Annotated in this window: 13 protein-coding genes and 1 tRNA gene; 6 read left to right on the forward strand and 8 right to left on the reverse strand. The window is 59.9% G+C overall.

What is annotated here, in order from left to right; all coding sequences use genetic code 11:
* Positions 1-149: 149 nt before the first annotated feature.
* Positions 150-353, reverse strand: a complete 204-nt coding sequence (locus tag CEY11_RS10240; RefSeq protein WP_088603307.1) for a cold-shock protein — start codon at positions 351-353, stop codon at positions 150-152.
* Positions 354-775: 422 nt separating this feature from the next.
* Between CEY11_RS10240 and CEY11_RS10245 the strand changes: the two genes are divergently transcribed.
* The gene (locus tag CEY11_RS10245; RefSeq protein WP_088603308.1) at positions 776-1,327 is read left to right on the forward strand and encodes a DNA-3-methyladenine glycosylase; all 552 of its coding nucleotides are present in this window, start codon (positions 776-778) and stop codon (positions 1,325-1,327) included.
* 67 nt (positions 1,328-1,394) lie between these two features.
* Here the strand turns inward: CEY11_RS10245 and CEY11_RS10250 are convergent, their stop codons facing one another.
* Positions 1,395-2,417: a D-2-hydroxyacid dehydrogenase gene (locus CEY11_RS10250; RefSeq protein WP_088603309.1), complete on the reverse strand. Its 1,023-nt coding sequence runs from the start codon at positions 2,415-2,417 to the stop codon at positions 1,395-1,397.
* Between the two features lie 405 nt (positions 2,418-2,822).
* On the opposite strand from CEY11_RS10250, the gene CEY11_RS10255 reads away from it, so the two are divergent.
* Positions 2,823-3,539, forward strand: coding sequence for a FadR/GntR family transcriptional regulator (locus tag CEY11_RS10255; RefSeq protein ID WP_088603640.1), 717 nt, complete (start codon positions 2,823-2,825; stop codon positions 3,537-3,539).
* Positions 3,540-3,778: 239 nt separating this feature from the next.
* Here CEY11_RS10255 and CEY11_RS10260 read toward each other — a convergent pair whose 3' ends face one another.
* From CEY11_RS10260 to CEY11_RS10275, 4 genes are all read right to left on the reverse strand, one after another.
* On the reverse strand, positions 3,779-4,126 hold the full coding sequence (locus CEY11_RS10260; protein WP_088603310.1) for a RidA family protein: 348 nt from the start codon (positions 4,124-4,126) through the stop codon (positions 3,779-3,781).
* A 70-nt stretch (positions 4,127-4,196) separates the two neighbouring features.
* A complete protein-coding gene (locus CEY11_RS10265) occupies positions 4,197-5,159 on the reverse strand; it encodes a Bug family tripartite tricarboxylate transporter substrate binding protein (protein ID WP_088603311.1) in 963 nt (320 codons plus the stop codon).
* Positions 5,156-6,508, reverse strand: a complete 1,353-nt coding sequence (locus CEY11_RS10270; RefSeq protein WP_143322788.1) for a M20 family metallopeptidase — start codon at positions 6,506-6,508, stop codon at positions 5,156-5,158. The genes CEY11_RS10265 and CEY11_RS10270 overlap by 4 nt, the downstream gene beginning before the upstream one ends.
* Positions 6,466-7,434 (reverse strand): Bug family tripartite tricarboxylate transporter substrate binding protein, encoded by a 969-nt coding sequence (locus CEY11_RS10275; RefSeq protein ID WP_088603313.1) that lies wholly within the window; start codon positions 7,432-7,434, stop codon positions 6,466-6,468. Before CEY11_RS10275 ends, CEY11_RS10270 begins: the two co-directional genes overlap by 43 nt.
* Before the next feature lie 542 nt (positions 7,435-7,976).
* Here CEY11_RS10275 and CEY11_RS10280 point away from each other — a divergent pair.
* The 3 genes from CEY11_RS10280 (at position 7,977) to CEY11_RS10290 (ending at position 9,816) form a co-directional block, all read left to right on the forward strand.
* Positions 7,977-8,891, forward strand: a complete 915-nt coding sequence (locus tag CEY11_RS10280) for a D-glutamate cyclase family protein (RefSeq protein WP_198958880.1) — start codon at positions 7,977-7,979, stop codon at positions 8,889-8,891.
* A gap of 166 nt (positions 8,892-9,057) precedes the next feature.
* Positions 9,058-9,134 (forward strand) — tRNA-Arg (locus CEY11_RS10285).
* A 472-nt stretch (positions 9,135-9,606) separates the two neighbouring features.
* A complete protein-coding gene (locus tag CEY11_RS10290; RefSeq protein ID WP_088603315.1) occupies positions 9,607-9,816 on the forward strand; it encodes a cold-shock protein in 210 nt (69 codons plus the stop codon).
* Here CEY11_RS10290 and CEY11_RS10295 read toward each other — a convergent pair.
* Both CEY11_RS10295 and CEY11_RS10300 read right to left on the reverse strand, forming a co-directional pair.
* Positions 9,813-10,385, reverse strand: a complete 573-nt coding sequence (locus CEY11_RS10295; protein ID WP_088603316.1) for a hypothetical protein — start codon at positions 10,383-10,385, stop codon at positions 9,813-9,815. The genes CEY11_RS10290 and CEY11_RS10295 overlap by 4 nt on opposite strands.
* Before the next feature lie 43 nt (positions 10,386-10,428).
* Positions 10,429-12,957 (reverse strand): WG repeat-containing protein, encoded by a 2,529-nt coding sequence (locus CEY11_RS10300; RefSeq protein WP_088603317.1) that lies wholly within the window; start codon positions 12,955-12,957, stop codon positions 10,429-10,431.
* 129 nt (positions 12,958-13,086) lie between these two features.
* On the opposite strand from CEY11_RS10300, the gene CEY11_RS10305 reads away from it, so the two are divergent.
* A complete protein-coding gene (locus tag CEY11_RS10305; RefSeq protein WP_088603318.1) occupies positions 13,087-14,262 on the forward strand; it encodes an alpha-hydroxy acid oxidase in 1,176 nt (391 codons plus the stop codon).
* Positions 14,263-14,372 lie beyond the last annotated feature (110 nt).

A 14,372-nucleotide genomic window follows, 5' to 3' on the forward strand; every position in this document is an offset into this window, starting at 1 on the left:
TCATCAATGATAACTGTGTTTGATGGGCGCTTGCTGCCTATCGTTCACGCAGCCGCGCCTGATACAAAAACGCCCCGAGAAACCGGACAGGCGTCCGGCGCTCGGGGCGCGGATTCGGGCCGCGGCGTTTCAGCCGGGCTGCAGCCGGATCAAAGAGCCTTGATCGACTTGGCTTGCGGGCCCTTCTGGCCTTCGGCCACTTCGAACGACACGCGCTGGTTTTCTTCCAGCGACTTGTAGCCCGTGCCGAGAATGTCGGAATGATGCGCGAAGAGATCCTTGCCGCCAGAGTCGGGCTTGATGAAGCCATAACCCTTTTCGCTGTTGAACCATTTGACGATGCCGGTTTCCATTACTGTATATCCTTGATAAATAAGGGAGATGAAAGGCGATATTGCCAGACAAGACTGTCAAGGACTGGAGATCCGAGCAAAAAAGCGGCTTTTCCATCCGCCCGGCCGGACAAACCGGCCAAGCCGAAAACCTTAGGCTGCCGCCTGCACGGCCGGTACAAAACAGGATCACTGTCAGGCCCGGCGCACCTGCGAGTCAAGCTTCGGAAAGCGCTGGATTGAGCAAACTTCGACGCACTTGAAAATCTAGGCGTATATATTAACTCGGGAACATACCACAAGTCCAAACGGCCGCCGGAGGATGGCCAGGGTACAAGGCCCCTGGCCCACCCGGCTCACAAGCGCCGTCGCGGGGCTGTTCTAAAATCCCCCAGCCGGCCCTGCCGCTACGGTCGACGCGTCTTATTTTCCCACCGCCCGCCATGAAAAAACTGCCCCGCCGCTTCTACGACCGCGACACTACGCAAGTCGCGCAGGATCTGCTGGGCAAACTGCTGGTTCGGCGCAGCGACGGCCTCACCCGCGTCGGTCGCATCGTCGAGGTGGAAGCCTACCTCGGGCCGCACGACTTGGCCGCACACACATCCAAGGGCCTGACTGCCCGCACCCGCGCCATGTTCGGGCCGCCCGGCCATGCCTACGTCTACCTGATCTACGGCATGCATCACTGCATGAACGTGGTCACCGAAGCCGACGGCACCGGCGCCGCCGTACTGTTGCGGGCCATCGAACCGGTGCGCAACATCGCCGGCAAGACCAGCGGCCCGGGCCTTCTGTGCAAGGCCATGGGCGTCACCATGCAGGAATACGGGCACGACCTGTGCAGCCGGGATTTCTACATTGCCGAAGACCCCGCCGCCGCGCCGCCGGCCATCGTGGCGCGCCCGCGCGTGGGCGTGGACTACGCCGGGGAATGGGCGGCCAAGCCGCTGCGCTTCTACATAGAAGGCAACCGCTACATATCGAAGAAGTAACGGCGGTGCAGCGGCGGCAATACCGTGCTGCCGGCGGCACCGCCCGGCGCCGGAGCGCCGGGTCGCCCTACAGGGCGATGTTCAACAGCGGCTGATCCAGGCACCAGCGCTCGAGATTCCGCACGAAAATATCCGCGACGCGGCCGTAATTGCCATCCGAATGGCCGGCTGAATGCGGCGACACGATGACATTGTCCAGGCCCCACAGCCGGGAATCGGGGCGCAGCGGCTCGTGCGTGTAGACATCCAGAAAGGCTCCCGCCAGCCGGCGGGATTCAAGCGCTTCGAGCAGCGCCGCCTCGTCCACCACATCGCCGCGCGACACATTGACCAGGTGCGCGGTATCCGGCAGCCGGCGCAGGAAATCCGCATCGATCAAGCCGCGCGTCGTCTCGGTCAATGGGCAGGCCAGGATCACCCAATCGTAAGGCGGCGCCGAGCGCCGCAGTTCATCGTAGGAAATCATGGCGGCAACCGGGTCTTCCGCTCCGCGCCCCGGCGCGACGGCGCTGTGCCGCACCACGGTAATTTCCATGCCCAGCATATGCAGGTAATCCGCCACCTTGCGCCCGATCGCGCCCCAGCCGACGATCACCGCCTTCTGCCCGGCCAGGTCGCGCGGCATCAGCTCGCCCAGCAAAGGCCGCCAGACCTTGTCGCGCTGCGCCTGCTCCAGCAGCCGGAACCTTCGATTCAGCGCCAGCACCGCAGCCAGCACGCTTTGCGCGACCACACCGGCATTGCTGCCCGTGGAAGTGGTGATAGTCATTCCGCGCCGCTTCAGATCTGCATAGAAATGCCTGTCTATGCCCGCCGAATGGGTATGCACCCAGCGCAGGCCCGCCCCGGCGCACAGCATGTCGCTGAACAGCTCCAGGATCGGCAGCACCGTGTGCTTGGTGGATTTGCCGGTAATGTCGCGCGACAAAAAGGCGACGTCGGCCGTATCCAGCACAGCGGCCTCGATACGCTCTCCCTCTGTGTAGGGAACGGCTGCTTCCACATAGCGCGACCAGGCATCGGGATGGCGCGCCTCGAGCAGGCGCAAGGCTTGATGAGAGGCCAGGAGACGAACTTTCTTGTGCTGCATGGGGTGCTTCGCAATCACGGGTAAACCCGCATTTTACAAGAGTAGAGACCAGCGGAACCGATTCCCGCCACAAGCGTTTGGCTCGCACCCGCTCGGACGCATCCGATATTAGGCGGCCCCGGGCAATCACTGATCGCCAAGTCGCCCACTTACCGGGCGCATCCCGTTCCTGGCTCAGGAAGCTGGTTCGAGCCGGTAAATTTCCCAAGCCTATGCAACTCTCTGCACGCCGCACCCGCTGGCGGCTGCCCGCAGTGGGGCGAACTGAGCCCCACCCCCGAGCATGGCGGGCACACCAAGCCTGTTTTTGCCAAGCTCGAACTGTTGAAAACGGATTTTGCCGCACTGAGGGCGGAAGGAGTGATATAAGAATCATGTTTGCCACTTTGGCTCTTGGCTGCCGATATGTTCACTTCCTTCGAAAGACCCGACAACCTTCCCGACGCGATTGCCCAGCAGATCCGCTTGAAAATTCTGGCGGGCGACTTCGAGCAGGGCGCAAAGTTGCCAACGGAGTACGAGTTGTCCGAGATTTTCAAGGTCAGCCGCAATGTCGTCAGGGAGGCTATTGCACGGCTCAAGCTCAACGGCCTGATCGAAACGCGGCGCGGCATCGGCTCGTTCGTATCGCAGAACGCTCGCGCCCGCAGGTTCGAAGTGTTGGCGGAAGACCTGCTAGATATCGGCCAGCTTAGGCAGATATACCAGTTGCGCATCGAGATCGAATCAGGAGCCGCAGCCCTAGCCGCCGAGAATCGAACCGAGACACAATTGCTTGCCCTCGAAGACGCCCTGGTTCGCGCGGACGAGTCAAAAGGGGATTGGGAGCGTGGCGTCGAGGTGGCAATCAAATTCCATCTGGCCGTCACTCAATGTTCGAACAATTTCTATTTCATCCGCCTGATGGAGCACTTGAGCTATGTCATCCACAAGGCGGTTCGCACATTGCGCTACAGCAGCACTGGCACCGAAAGAATAGGCCGTGTCGAATACGAACATCATGCCGTAGTCGATGCGATCCGGCTGCAGGATGCCGAGCAGGCACGGCAGGCCATGCGCATGCATCTGAGCAACGGCATGGCGCGCTACAGCTGTATGCAGGAAAATACCAAGAATAAGTAGGAAACGTTTGTTCGAAGGGCTGATTTAGTCAGCCAGCTTGGCCGTGCGCATGGCCTGCAGCGCCCGTTTCAGGTGCTATTCACCGCTGCTGTTCGAGCCATCTCTGCATCCCCGGTCGTGACGGCCTCATCACCGCCCTTTTTAACGCTAATTGGAATAACACCAGGCGAGCTTAAATCTGGCGAAAGCGACACCACCGCATACTCCCGCCAGATCTGCCTACCGCCAAATACCAAGGGCTATTTCAGCAACGCGTGCGCCATGATTTCCACCAGAGCGCCCTCACCCGCATTAAGGCTCTGCACCGTCGCGCGCACAGGCTTGGCGTGGGGATCGACCCACGCATCCCAGGCTTCATTCATCTCGTTGAAGTCGTTGATATCTTCGAGCCAGATGCTAACGCTGATCAAATGCTGCTTGTCACTGCCCGCTTCCGCCAAGCGGCGTTCGATCTGAGCAAGGATGTCGGCCGTTTGCTCTTTGACACCACCGTTTCTGTCGTTGGCCATCAAGCCCGACAAATATACACACCCCTGGACTACCACCGCTGTGGCAAAGCGACCCTCTGTACCGAGACGTTTTATCATTGAGTTACCCTTTTCCTTCTATAAATAGCTGATTAATTATCGAACCGAGGTCGCGGTCATTATTCGAAGCCTAGGGCTTGGCGCCGGAAGCCCGTATCGTATCGCCCCATTTTTTATCTTCTGCTTGTTCGAACTTCAACGCGTCTTGAGGCGTTCCACCCACGGCTATCGCGCCGACATGCGTCAGCTGCTTTTGCACTTGTGGATCTCGCACGGCTCTGCTGGCTTCTTTCGCAAACTTTTCTATTATTTCGGCGGGTGTGCCGTGAGGCGCAAGAATAAGCACCCAAGAACCCATGTCGAAATCGGTAGAAGTCAGTTCGCTGATGGTGGGTACGTCGGGCAGCCCCTCCCAGCGCGTGTTCGATGTAATTGCCAGGATGCGTATGCGGTTGCTTCCCAGCTGCGATGCAAACGTCGGCAGGCCATCGATGACAAAATCGACATGGCCACCGGCAAGCGCCAGCGCAGCCGGCCCGCCACCGCGGAAGGGAATATGGTTCGCCTTTGCTCCAATCGTCGCCAGAAAGCTTTCGGTAATCAGGTGCCCGGTCGACCCATTGCCCGATGAACCAAAATTCAGCCCCGTTTTACTCTTGCGCAGCTGCTGGATAAATTCCTTGCCGCTGCTTGCACTGAACTTCGAGCTCACCACCAGCATCTGAGGAAATTTCGCAATCTGTACAACCGGGACGAAGTCCTTGACGACGTCGTAAGGAATAGAGTTGAAAAAGTTCGGATTGATGGATATGGTTCCGGGCGATCCCACCAGGAAGGTGTATCCGTCTGGTTTGGCCCGCGCAACGTCCTCTGTGCCGATAATCCCACTAGCGCCGGTGCGATTATCGACGACGAACTGTTGCCCCGTTTGTTGGCTTATCTTAGTCATGACGATTCGCGTCACGACGTCAGCGGCCCCGCCGGGTGCGAAAGGCAGCACCATATGCACAGACTGTTTTGGCCATTCTCGAGCGTTCGCCTTGAAAAGCGTGCACGCCAGAAGCAAAAACAGCAGCAGAAGCTTCTTCTTCATCGTATGCCTCGACTAGATATGTTCGGCCCGCACAACGCTATGGCGGCATAGGCGCAGGTGCGAGAAGTCACTAAAAGTTCGTCGATATGAACTCGCTCGTCGGGAGCCGGCCATTCCGGGTACAGCTTGATATTCCCAGGGCCAAACTGCACCGAGGGAATGCCAGCGGCATGAAGAACATTGCCATCGCCGAAATTACCTATGCGCTCGACGCTGCCCACATTGGCAGGTTTTCCCGTTGCCAGCTCGACGCCATCGGCTATGGCGCTTACCAGCGGGTGGCTGCGCGGCAGTTCGGTAGGATCCATGAAAAATGGATCATCGGGGCCATTTGCGGGAATGGTGATTTCGCAGTCCAGCGTCGGATGATCTTTTTTTAGTTTCTTGATAAGATTTTCGACATCGCGACGCACCGATTCAAGCGTCATTCCGGGCACAGTGCGGATCTGGAATACGAGATCGCACCAGCGACCATAATGATCTTTGTGTATGGCATCGTAGCGGATCATCGGGAAGTCTTGCAGTTCGGGATGGCGCTTGAAAGTCAGCCACCCGCCTTCGGGTACTGGTTCCAGGCTACTGCCTACTGCAGCCATGCATACGGCCTGCTGCTCAACGGGGTTCCAATACGCGTTTCGGGCCTCGTCGGTGAAGCGGAAGAACAGCCCAGGCGATGAGGTGCGGATCTTTACCCTGACAGATCCAACAATGACGGAGCCCACCGTGTTGGCGGCGTGCTCTATATTGATGCAATAGTCGGCGGTCACACCTTTTTTCAACATTGTGCGAGTGCCGGTGCCGCCCAATTTATGGGTTGCGACCGGGCAATAAAGCAAATCGCCCTTAAGCTTGACACCCGACCGGACTATGGCCTGGATAGCAACAAAAGCGGCAGCCATGCCGCCCTTGTCGTCTTGCGCGCCCAGCCCCCATATCCAGCCGTCTTCGAACCGCCCCTCGTTGGGATCCACAGTCCAGCCGGGCATGGTGACGTTGACGTCCATATGCCCGTTGAACATCAAGACGGGGCCTCCGCCAGTTCCACGCAAACGTCCTATGGGCTGCCTCGTCATTTTGGCTTCGGTAGGATGCTCGACTTCCATCATGGTTGTTTCCATGCCGAGCGCTTCCATCTTCTTGAACATGAAATCAGCTATCTCACCCTCGCCGAAATTAGGGCTCGGGATAGCGATCATTCGTCGCGCTAGATCGACGATCTCGCTATCGTGAATTTCTGAGTAAACCTTCTCTACAAGGTCTTTGTTTTCCATCTCTCCACCTCTTTTTACGAAAATGTTGGCGCTATTTACTCCGCCGAAATATTCTTTTTCTCGATCAACGGCTTCCACTCTTTGGCCTGGTTATCCAGGAAAGCGCGCGCATCGCTTGCGGATCCCCCGCCAGGCAGCACGGATAGGCCCTTCAAATGTTCCACGACCGCCGGATCAGAAAGCGCTTTATTGAAAGCAGCATTGAGCCGTTCAATGATCTTTGCCGGCGTACCGCTGGGCGCCACCACCATGGCCCAGGCAGCCACCGAGTATCCGGGCACGCCGGCCTCTTGTATGGTGGGGACGTCGGGCAGGCTGCTTGCGCGTTTTTCAGTACTGACGCCAAGAGCCTTAAGGCGCCCGTTCGCCAGGTAGGGCATCGCTTCAGGGACGCTGACAATCATGTAGTCCACCCGGCCACCAACAATATCCGGCAACGCGGCGGAAGAGCCTTTATATGGCACGTGCAGGACATTGATATTCGCCAGGTCGTTGAATCGCTCTCCCGCCAAGTGCGACGCCGACCCGATACCAGACGATGCCATGGTCAATGATCCAGGTTTGGACTTAGCCAGTGCAATGAATTGCTCGACACGATTGACATTCAGTGCTGGACGAACGACCAGCACATTCGGAACCTCGCCCGCCAGCACAATTGGCGCGAACTCGGAAGGACTCCAGGCTATCTTCTTATAGAGAAACGGGTTGGTCGAGCACCCGAACGTGCACATGAGCAAGGTATATCCGTCAGGCGGTGCCTTGGCGCCCAGCGCAAAGCCGATATTGCCGCCAGCGCCCGGCCTATTTTCAACCAAGACTTGCTGGCCCAGATCCTTAGACACCTTTTCTGCCAAGACACGCCCGATGATATCGGGGGCGCCCCCGGCGGAAAAGGGAACGATCAAGCGTATAGGGGAGGTTGGGTATTCCGATTGAGCCTGTGAAAGCCCCGGGTTAAGCAGCAGCCCAAGTGCCGCCACAGCGCAATACATTATGGCTTTCATCTACTATCTCCTATCTACATCGGAAATATCCGATGAACTAGTTAATCGCGATGGGTGTTTTGATAGCCGGGAATCTGCTTGGAGCCACTCGAGTTGTCGACCACACTGGTGCCGCGGTCTTCAATCTTTATGGCGTGGGCCCGATTCCCTAGTCCTCGAGCTGGCGCGTTGCCGCGAGATCGGGCCGCACGCAAGTCAAGCCTGGTACAGTAAAGCGTTGAAGCGGCTTAGCGGCTCCTGATCCGCAACCTCTTCTGTCTCCTACCTGAAAGTTAATTTTGATTATTTACTTGTTGTTGGACATTCTATATCCTATAAATGAAACGCGTCAATCATTATTCAGCTGGGGGGCGAACTGCCAGGTTCATGCGATTTGTGCCATTGCCGCAGACAGAATCCCCCACTCGGGAAGGAAACGGCAGTCCGAAGCAAGTCTCGTCAAATACGGCTACTTTGCGGCTGATCGCGACTCGTCCAGCCAGCAACCATACAGATACAGCCCCGTGCGCGCCGTTCGCCCGTACCTTCGTGCAAGCCGTCACATGGAACGCAGCCTCGTGCTCGGAACCTCAGCGGCTGCGCCGAAAGCGTTAATGAAGATTAGTGCGCGCATGGCTGGCACAACGAAGGGAAAAGGAGACCGAAGAATGGAACGATCTGAGCTGGAATTCGCCACATCCGAAGCCGTCAGGCTGGCAATTCGCGAAAAGCGCTGGCGCGGCGTGACGAAGCGCCTGGCGCTTGGCTATCACCAGGCCAACGTCACGATCGTCCCCAAGGACTTGGCTTTCGATTTCATGCGCTTCTGTTTCAACAATCCCAAACCCTTACCGTTGCTGGACATATGCGAACCGGGCAATCCCTCGCCTCCGCGTGCTGCGCCTAATGCCGACTTGCGTACGGATGTGGGTGGCTATGTGATACTGCGCAATGGAGAAGTCGTAGAAACGGTTTCGTCGCTGGAAAACCACTGGCGAGACGATCATGTCGCGTTCCTGACCGGCTGCAACCTGTCGCTCGATCGCATCATGCTCGAATCGCGCATTCCTCTACCTCACTTGATCAGCGATAAGGCTTTTCCTGCGCAGTTTCGCTCTTCCATATCTTGCGTGCCGGCAGGCCCCTTTCACGGGCCTCTTGTCGTCAGCCTTCGTCCAGTTGCCGAAGAGTTGGTGGTGCCTCTTGTAGAACTGACCTCTCGGTTTCCACTTAGCCACGGCGGGCCCGTGCACATCGGCGACCCGCGCAAGATAGGTGTCGACGACCTGCAACAAGTGCATTGGGGACGGCCCAACGAAATCTTGCCCGGCCAAATACCCATGTTTTGGGCATGTGGCATTACCGTGCAAGCGGTAGCGCTCGCAGCCAAAATACCGGAAATCATCGTGCACGCGCCGGGCAACATGTTCGTTACCGATCTATTGGTGCGCGAGCTTTCGACAGCGCCTGCCGTTTAGCACAATGGCCATCCGTCCGGAAGGCCATCTTCCACGACATTGCTCGAACCGGGCTCCGGCACACGCTCCGGGCTCGCGCCCCGCCCGGGCCCATCCGATATCCGACACTAGACGGATCGCTATACGACAGCCCAAAAAATATGTGTTATAGTTACGCCTCTTTGGAGCGGCTGTAGCTCAGTTGGATAGAGTACTTGGCTACGAACCAAGGGGTCGTGGGTTCGAATCCTGCCAGCCGCGCCATATTTATCAAGGGCTTACAGTTTTTTGTCTGTAGGCCCTTTTTCTTTGGGGCACTCGAGCCCAATGGCGTACATCCCGAAAAAGACCGAAGCGCAGTGAGGGCAAACGGATCCAGCTGCCGCCACAGCACGCTTGGCCGGCTTTGCCTTGGCGGGAGCAGCCTGCTCGGCGGCTTGCGCAGTGAGGCGTACACTCAAGGTGCGGGTTACTTTCAGGATGGTGCAGCGGGGCCTGGCGCCAGCGCCTTGTACAGGCTTTCTCGCCCTAGCCAGGATGGCTTCCAGCCGAGCACCGAACTTCTTCCAGGCTTCGGTTTTCCCGGCTCGATAATCAGGACGCAAGTAAACCCGGCACACTCCGAGCCCATGCCTTGGTGGACATGTAGTATTTTGTAATAGACCTATCTTTATGGGTGCGGATCGATGATAGTGGCGCCGGGGATATCTTTCCCTTCTAAAACTTAGGACTTACATTGAAAACAGAAATTGGTATTGTGAAGTGGTTCAACAACGACAAGGGCTTCGGCTTTATCATGCCGGAAGCCGGCGGCAAGGATCTCTTCGCACACTTCAGCGAAATTCAAGGCACCGGACATAAAACCCTCGAAGAAAACCAGCGTGTCTCTTTTGTGGCTGGCCAAGGGCAGAAAGGCCCCTGCGCGACGCAGATCACAGTAATCTAGAAATGCTGCTTGCCTAGGCAAGCAGCCATCTGGACAGTGAGCGGAATCCTATGAAGCATGGGGTTCCGCTTTTTTGATTCACCGACGAACGGCTCGCCGGTGCGCCGGTCGAGGTAGTAGGAAAAACCACGGTCGAGCTTCACCCCGTAGCCATTCACGATCTGGCACGATTGGCCGACTCGGCCGTCGGTGTCGATGAAGTCGTAAATCGGCGGGGTAATGGGCTTGTCCGGGGCAATGTCGATCAGCCCATAGCGGCGCACGGGAAATTTCCTGCCGGCTGTTGCGCCGTAGCGGACGCTGCGCACGCGGCCATCCGCGGACAGCCGCTTGCCAACCACCGCGTAGCCGTTCTTGAATGGCTGCGCGTCCGCCCAGATGGCGGCAATGGCCATCTTGCCGCCGGCCGTGTCACGGTAGCCGTAGCGGGCCATACCATAACCGCCGTTGGGGTCGATGACCAGCCAGGGCACCGGCGCCGCAGCGGGCGCCGCCGGCGTAGCGCCGCGGGCGGCGACACCGGCAAGCAACACCAACACGATGCCCGCAGCGAACCCGCACAGTGTCATGGTTCATTCCCGGGTTGCTGGAACTTGGCGTAGATACGGCAGGTCAAGGGCCTCGGTGGTAACGCGGCGTGTCGCACAACAACAGAGGCTTTGCATCCTTGCCATCGCCGTCGAACAATAGCGTGCAGCTGTTGCGCTCGCGGTAGCGCTTGCCATCGTATTGGTAATAGGTGATGTCCTCCTGCCCGCAGCAATCGGCGTTGCGCCGGATCTGCAGAATCGGCAAGCCGTTGTGGAGACCGCCCACAGCGGCAGGCCCGGTGTCGGAGTGGCCGCTCAATAACAGGTGCCAGCGACCATCGGGGGCTTGTCTCAGCAGCCAGAAAGGTTCGTTGCGGGCATAGGTCGCGGCGTACACCAGAACGGCTGGATCCTTGCCCAGCATCATTCGCGAAAACAAAAGGGTATCGTCATGCTCATCTTGCCTGCTTGCGGCGGCATCGGCCACATCCTGCTCGAACGCCGCGTCGGCCTTATGCAGGAAGGCCTCGATGCCGGCCCGTGTTCTGTCGTCCACAGGTGCGTCCGGGCTTTTCGTCTCCTGGCCAGCTTTGCAGCTTCTTGCCGCGTCGGCGATCCTGCCCCGGAAGCGGTGCATGGCCTTGTTCAAGCATGTGTCTGTGGCGCAGGCCTCGAGGGCCTTGTCATAAGCCGGGCGCAGCGCCAGGAACACGTCGGGCAGGCAATGCCCGGCCTGTGCGCCATAGTAGGCAAGTTCGGTGGCGCGAGACAGCGCTTCCAGTTCCCGATTGCCGCAGATCCTGCGCGTGGCGGGGTCGACGCTCCCGGGCACCACTGTCGGATCGCTGCGGAAGCAGCGATCCAAGGCTTGCTCAACCAACGGATCGATTTTTGCAGATCGCGTCCCATAACGAGGAAAAAGCGCGTTGAAACTGGCCAGTATCTTGCCGGCCTTGTCGATGAGGACGGCATCCCCCTCTTTCGTGCGCGCGGTCGTTACGCCATGTTCGAACGGTTCGATGTCGTGGAAAGGCCTGAGCGCATCGACGCGCCTCGCCCCCGGGCCGTAGACATCGGCCACGTCGGGGGTATTCGAAGCCCCGGTGCTTACGCCCCATAAGGCATCGCCCAGGTACACGAAGTCGGCATGGCGGTATTGGACGGGCACGAGCGTGTGGCCGTCGGCATCGATCAGCCCCGCCAGGACTTGGTGCGGCGACCTTGGGGTCGCGTGCCAGATCTTCCAATTCGTGTAGCCGTCGCCTGCTTTTACGGGCGCCGGGGCGTACAGGCTGGTCGGATCCAGGCGCTTGCCCCGCCCATCGAAAAACAGGTAGCTGCCCGGCGTATTCCCCGATTGTGCGAGCTTCAACACGGCCAGCTTGTCGCCGAGAACCTCGACCTGTTCGAAACGAGGCTCGGCCAGCCACTTGCCACTGGCGGCAAGCAGGCCCCAGCCGCTATCCGTTTGCAAGGCCAGCGTATCGCCGGGGCCGGCCCTGGCATTGCGATAATCGGCCTTGAATATGAGGCGGCCGTTGCGGTCGAGCACGCCCCAGCGCACCCCATTGCGCTGGCTGCCAAAGCCCAGATAGTGCCGGTTGATGCGGCCCAGATTCGCGTATTTCATGGGCACGATGATCCTGCCACGGGCATCGATGGCGCCCAACCCCCGGCCATTTGTAACCAGCGCATAACCGGCCTGCGCGGTTTGCGGCATGGCGGGGCCGGCACACACGCCGGCGGGTACGGAAACCGGCCGGCCATTCTTATAAAGATAGCGGCCGCAGTCCGGGGCGCCTTTATCGTAGGCCAGGATGAAGAGGTCGTCGCTGCCGAAGAATATCTCTTCATAGCGGCCCACGGGGATCACGGTCTGCCCCTGCGCGTCGACGACGCCTATGCCCTGTCCCGTGGAGACCGCGATCAGATGGCCCGCGAGCGGCCACACATCCGTGTATTGCTGGGCGGTCATGAACTTCAGCCTCCGGTCGATGAGGCCGAATTTCGAGCCGTCGGTGGAGGCCCGGCCGGGCATGCGCCCGTCGCCCGGGATGAAGCGCTTGAAACGGATGGCCGGCTTACCGTGCATGCCGACGAAGACTGCCCCGCAGCGATGGTCGGAAGCCCCGGGCTCGGGGCTTCCCGGCGGGCAGATCCAGTAATACGGACGTCCTTGCCAGACACCCACACCGCTGCTGCCCTCGCGCCGCAGGATCAGTTTGCCGGCATACGTGTAGATGCTGTCCGTGGGCTTCTGGTTTTGGGTGGGCACTGCCCGCCTTGCGACAAGAAACTTCCCGCCGCCCACGATTTCGAGATCGCTATAGATCGGCGCGAGCACCACCCGCCCCTGCGCATCGATCGCGCCACGCTTGCCGTCGTGCTCGAAGATCGCCACCGGCCCCTCGAACGGATGGATCTTCTGGAACAGCCGGGTCGTCACCAGCCCCCCGCGCTGATTCACCAATGCGCAGTAGTCGTCACACAGAATGTATCGCGGCGGCGAGGGCGCTGTCGGAGCCGGGGCGGCCTTGGCCATGCCGGCAATCAGCAATACGCATAGCAGGCACGCCGGCCCGAAGCGGCCCTTCAACGGCAGGCGAAACATAAGGGGTCGTCGGCGCGGCTCATGCCCCGAATGGTAGCGCAGATCCCCCCGCCGGGATCTAGCGCCGGGCACTCCGTATAATGTCGGGCAAACGCCGCGCCCGACAGCGGCCCATACCAGGAGGCCCCCTTGTTCCCCAATACCACGATCACCTGCATCGAAGACTTTCGGCGCTTGGCGCAATGGCGCGTGCCGCGCATGTTCTACGACTACGCGGACTCAGGCTCATGGACTGAAGGCACTTACCGTTCGAACGAAAGCGACTTCCAGCGCCTGAAGCTGCGGCAGAAGGTGGCGGTGAACATCGCGCAACGTTCCATCCGCACCCGCATGCTGGGCGCGGACGTGGCCATGCCCGTGGCCATTGCGCCCACGGGCCTGACCGGCATGCAGCACGCCGACGGCGAAATCCTGGGCGCGCGGGCGGCCGAGAAGTTCGGCATTCCGTTCACCCTGTCGACCATGAGCATCTGCTCCATCGAGGACATCGCGGCCCATACCCGCCAGCCGTTCTGGTTCCAGCTGTACGTGATGCGCGACCGCGACTTCATCGGGCGCCTGATCGACCGCGCCAAGGCCGCAGGTTGCTCGGCGCTGGTGCTGACGCTCGACCTGCAGGTGCTGGGCCAGCGCCACAAGGACATCAAGAACGGCCTGTCCACGCCTCCCAAGCCGACGCTGGCGAACATCCTGAACCTGATGACTAAGCCGCGCTGGTGCCTGGGCATGCTGGGCACGCAGCGGCGCACCTTCGGCAATATCGTAGGCCATGCCAAGGGTGTGACGGATCTTTCCTCGCTGTCGTCCTGGACGGCAGAGCAGTTCGACCCCGGCCTGAACTGGAACGACCTGGAATGGATCAAAGAGCGCTGGGGCGGCAAGCTGGTGCTCAAGGGCATACTGGACGCCGAAGACGCGCGCCACGCCGTGGACGTGGGCGCCGATGCGCTGATCGTGTCCAACCATGGCGGGCGCCAGCTCGACGGCGCGCCTTCGTCGATTTCCGCCCTGCCCCATATCGTCGAAGCGGCCGGCAAAGACATTGAAGTCTGGATGGACGGCGGCGTACGCTCGGGCCAGGACGTGCTGAAGGCCGTGGCGCTCGGCGCCAAGGGCACCATGATCGGGCGCTCGTTCCTGTATTCGCTGGGCGCCATGGGCGAAGCCGGCGTCACCCGCTGCCTCGAGATCATCGCCAACGAGCTGGACATCACCATGGCGTTTTGCGGCCGCACCGACATCAATGATGTCGATCGCTCGATTCTGCTGAATCCGCAGATCTTCGACAAACCGGGCCAGGCCTGATCCCAGGCTTACGGATTATGACTGCGGCGGCCCGGCGCAAGCGTATGCGACCCGGGGCCCGTTCGCCGGGCTCGTGCGGGCCTATAACTGCCAGGCGGCACGGGCCTGCG

The organism is Candidimonas nitroreducens (genome assembly GCF_002209565.1).
GTDB classification, from domain to species: Bacteria; Pseudomonadota; Gammaproteobacteria; order Burkholderiales; family Burkholderiaceae_B; genus Candidimonas; species Candidimonas nitroreducens.

What these genes read in the sequence shown, in the direction of transcription:
- CEY11_RS10260 (WP_088603310.1), bottom strand. Translation starts at nt 4,126, where the DNA reads ATGATAAAACGTCTCGGTACAGAGGGTCGCTTTGCCACAGCGGTGGTA.
- CEY11_RS10300 (WP_088603317.1), bottom strand. Translation starts at nt 12,957, where the DNA reads ATGTTTCGCCTGCCGTTGAAGGGCCGCTTCGGGCCGGCGTGCCTGCTA.
- CEY11_RS10265 (WP_088603311.1), bottom strand. Translation starts at nt 5,159, where the DNA reads ATGAAGAAGAAGCTTCTGCTGCTGTTTTTGCTTCTGGCGTGCACGCTT.
- CEY11_RS10280 (WP_198958880.1), top strand. Translation starts at nt 7,977, where the DNA reads ATGGAACGCAGCCTCGTGCTCGGAACCTCAGCGGCTGCGCCGAAAGCG.
- CEY11_RS10250 (WP_088603309.1), bottom strand. Translation starts at nt 2,417, where the DNA reads ATGCAGCACAAGAAAGTTCGTCTCCTGGCCTCTCATCAAGCCTTGCGC.
- CEY11_RS10240 (WP_088603307.1), bottom strand. Translation starts at nt 353, where the DNA reads ATGGAAACCGGCATCGTCAAATGGTTCAACAGCGAAAAGGGTTATGGC.
- CEY11_RS10255 (WP_088603640.1), top strand. Translation starts at nt 2,823, where the DNA reads ATGTTCACTTCCTTCGAAAGACCCGACAACCTTCCCGACGCGATTGCC.
- CEY11_RS10295 (WP_088603316.1), bottom strand. Translation starts at nt 10,385, where the DNA reads ATGACACTGTGCGGGTTCGCTGCGGGCATCGTGTTGGTGTTGCTTGCC.
- CEY11_RS10275 (WP_088603313.1), bottom strand. Translation starts at nt 7,434, where the DNA reads ATGAAAGCCATAATGTATTGCGCTGTGGCGGCACTTGGGCTGCTGCTT.
- CEY11_RS10245 (WP_088603308.1), top strand. Translation starts at nt 776, where the DNA reads ATGAAAAAACTGCCCCGCCGCTTCTACGACCGCGACACTACGCAAGTC.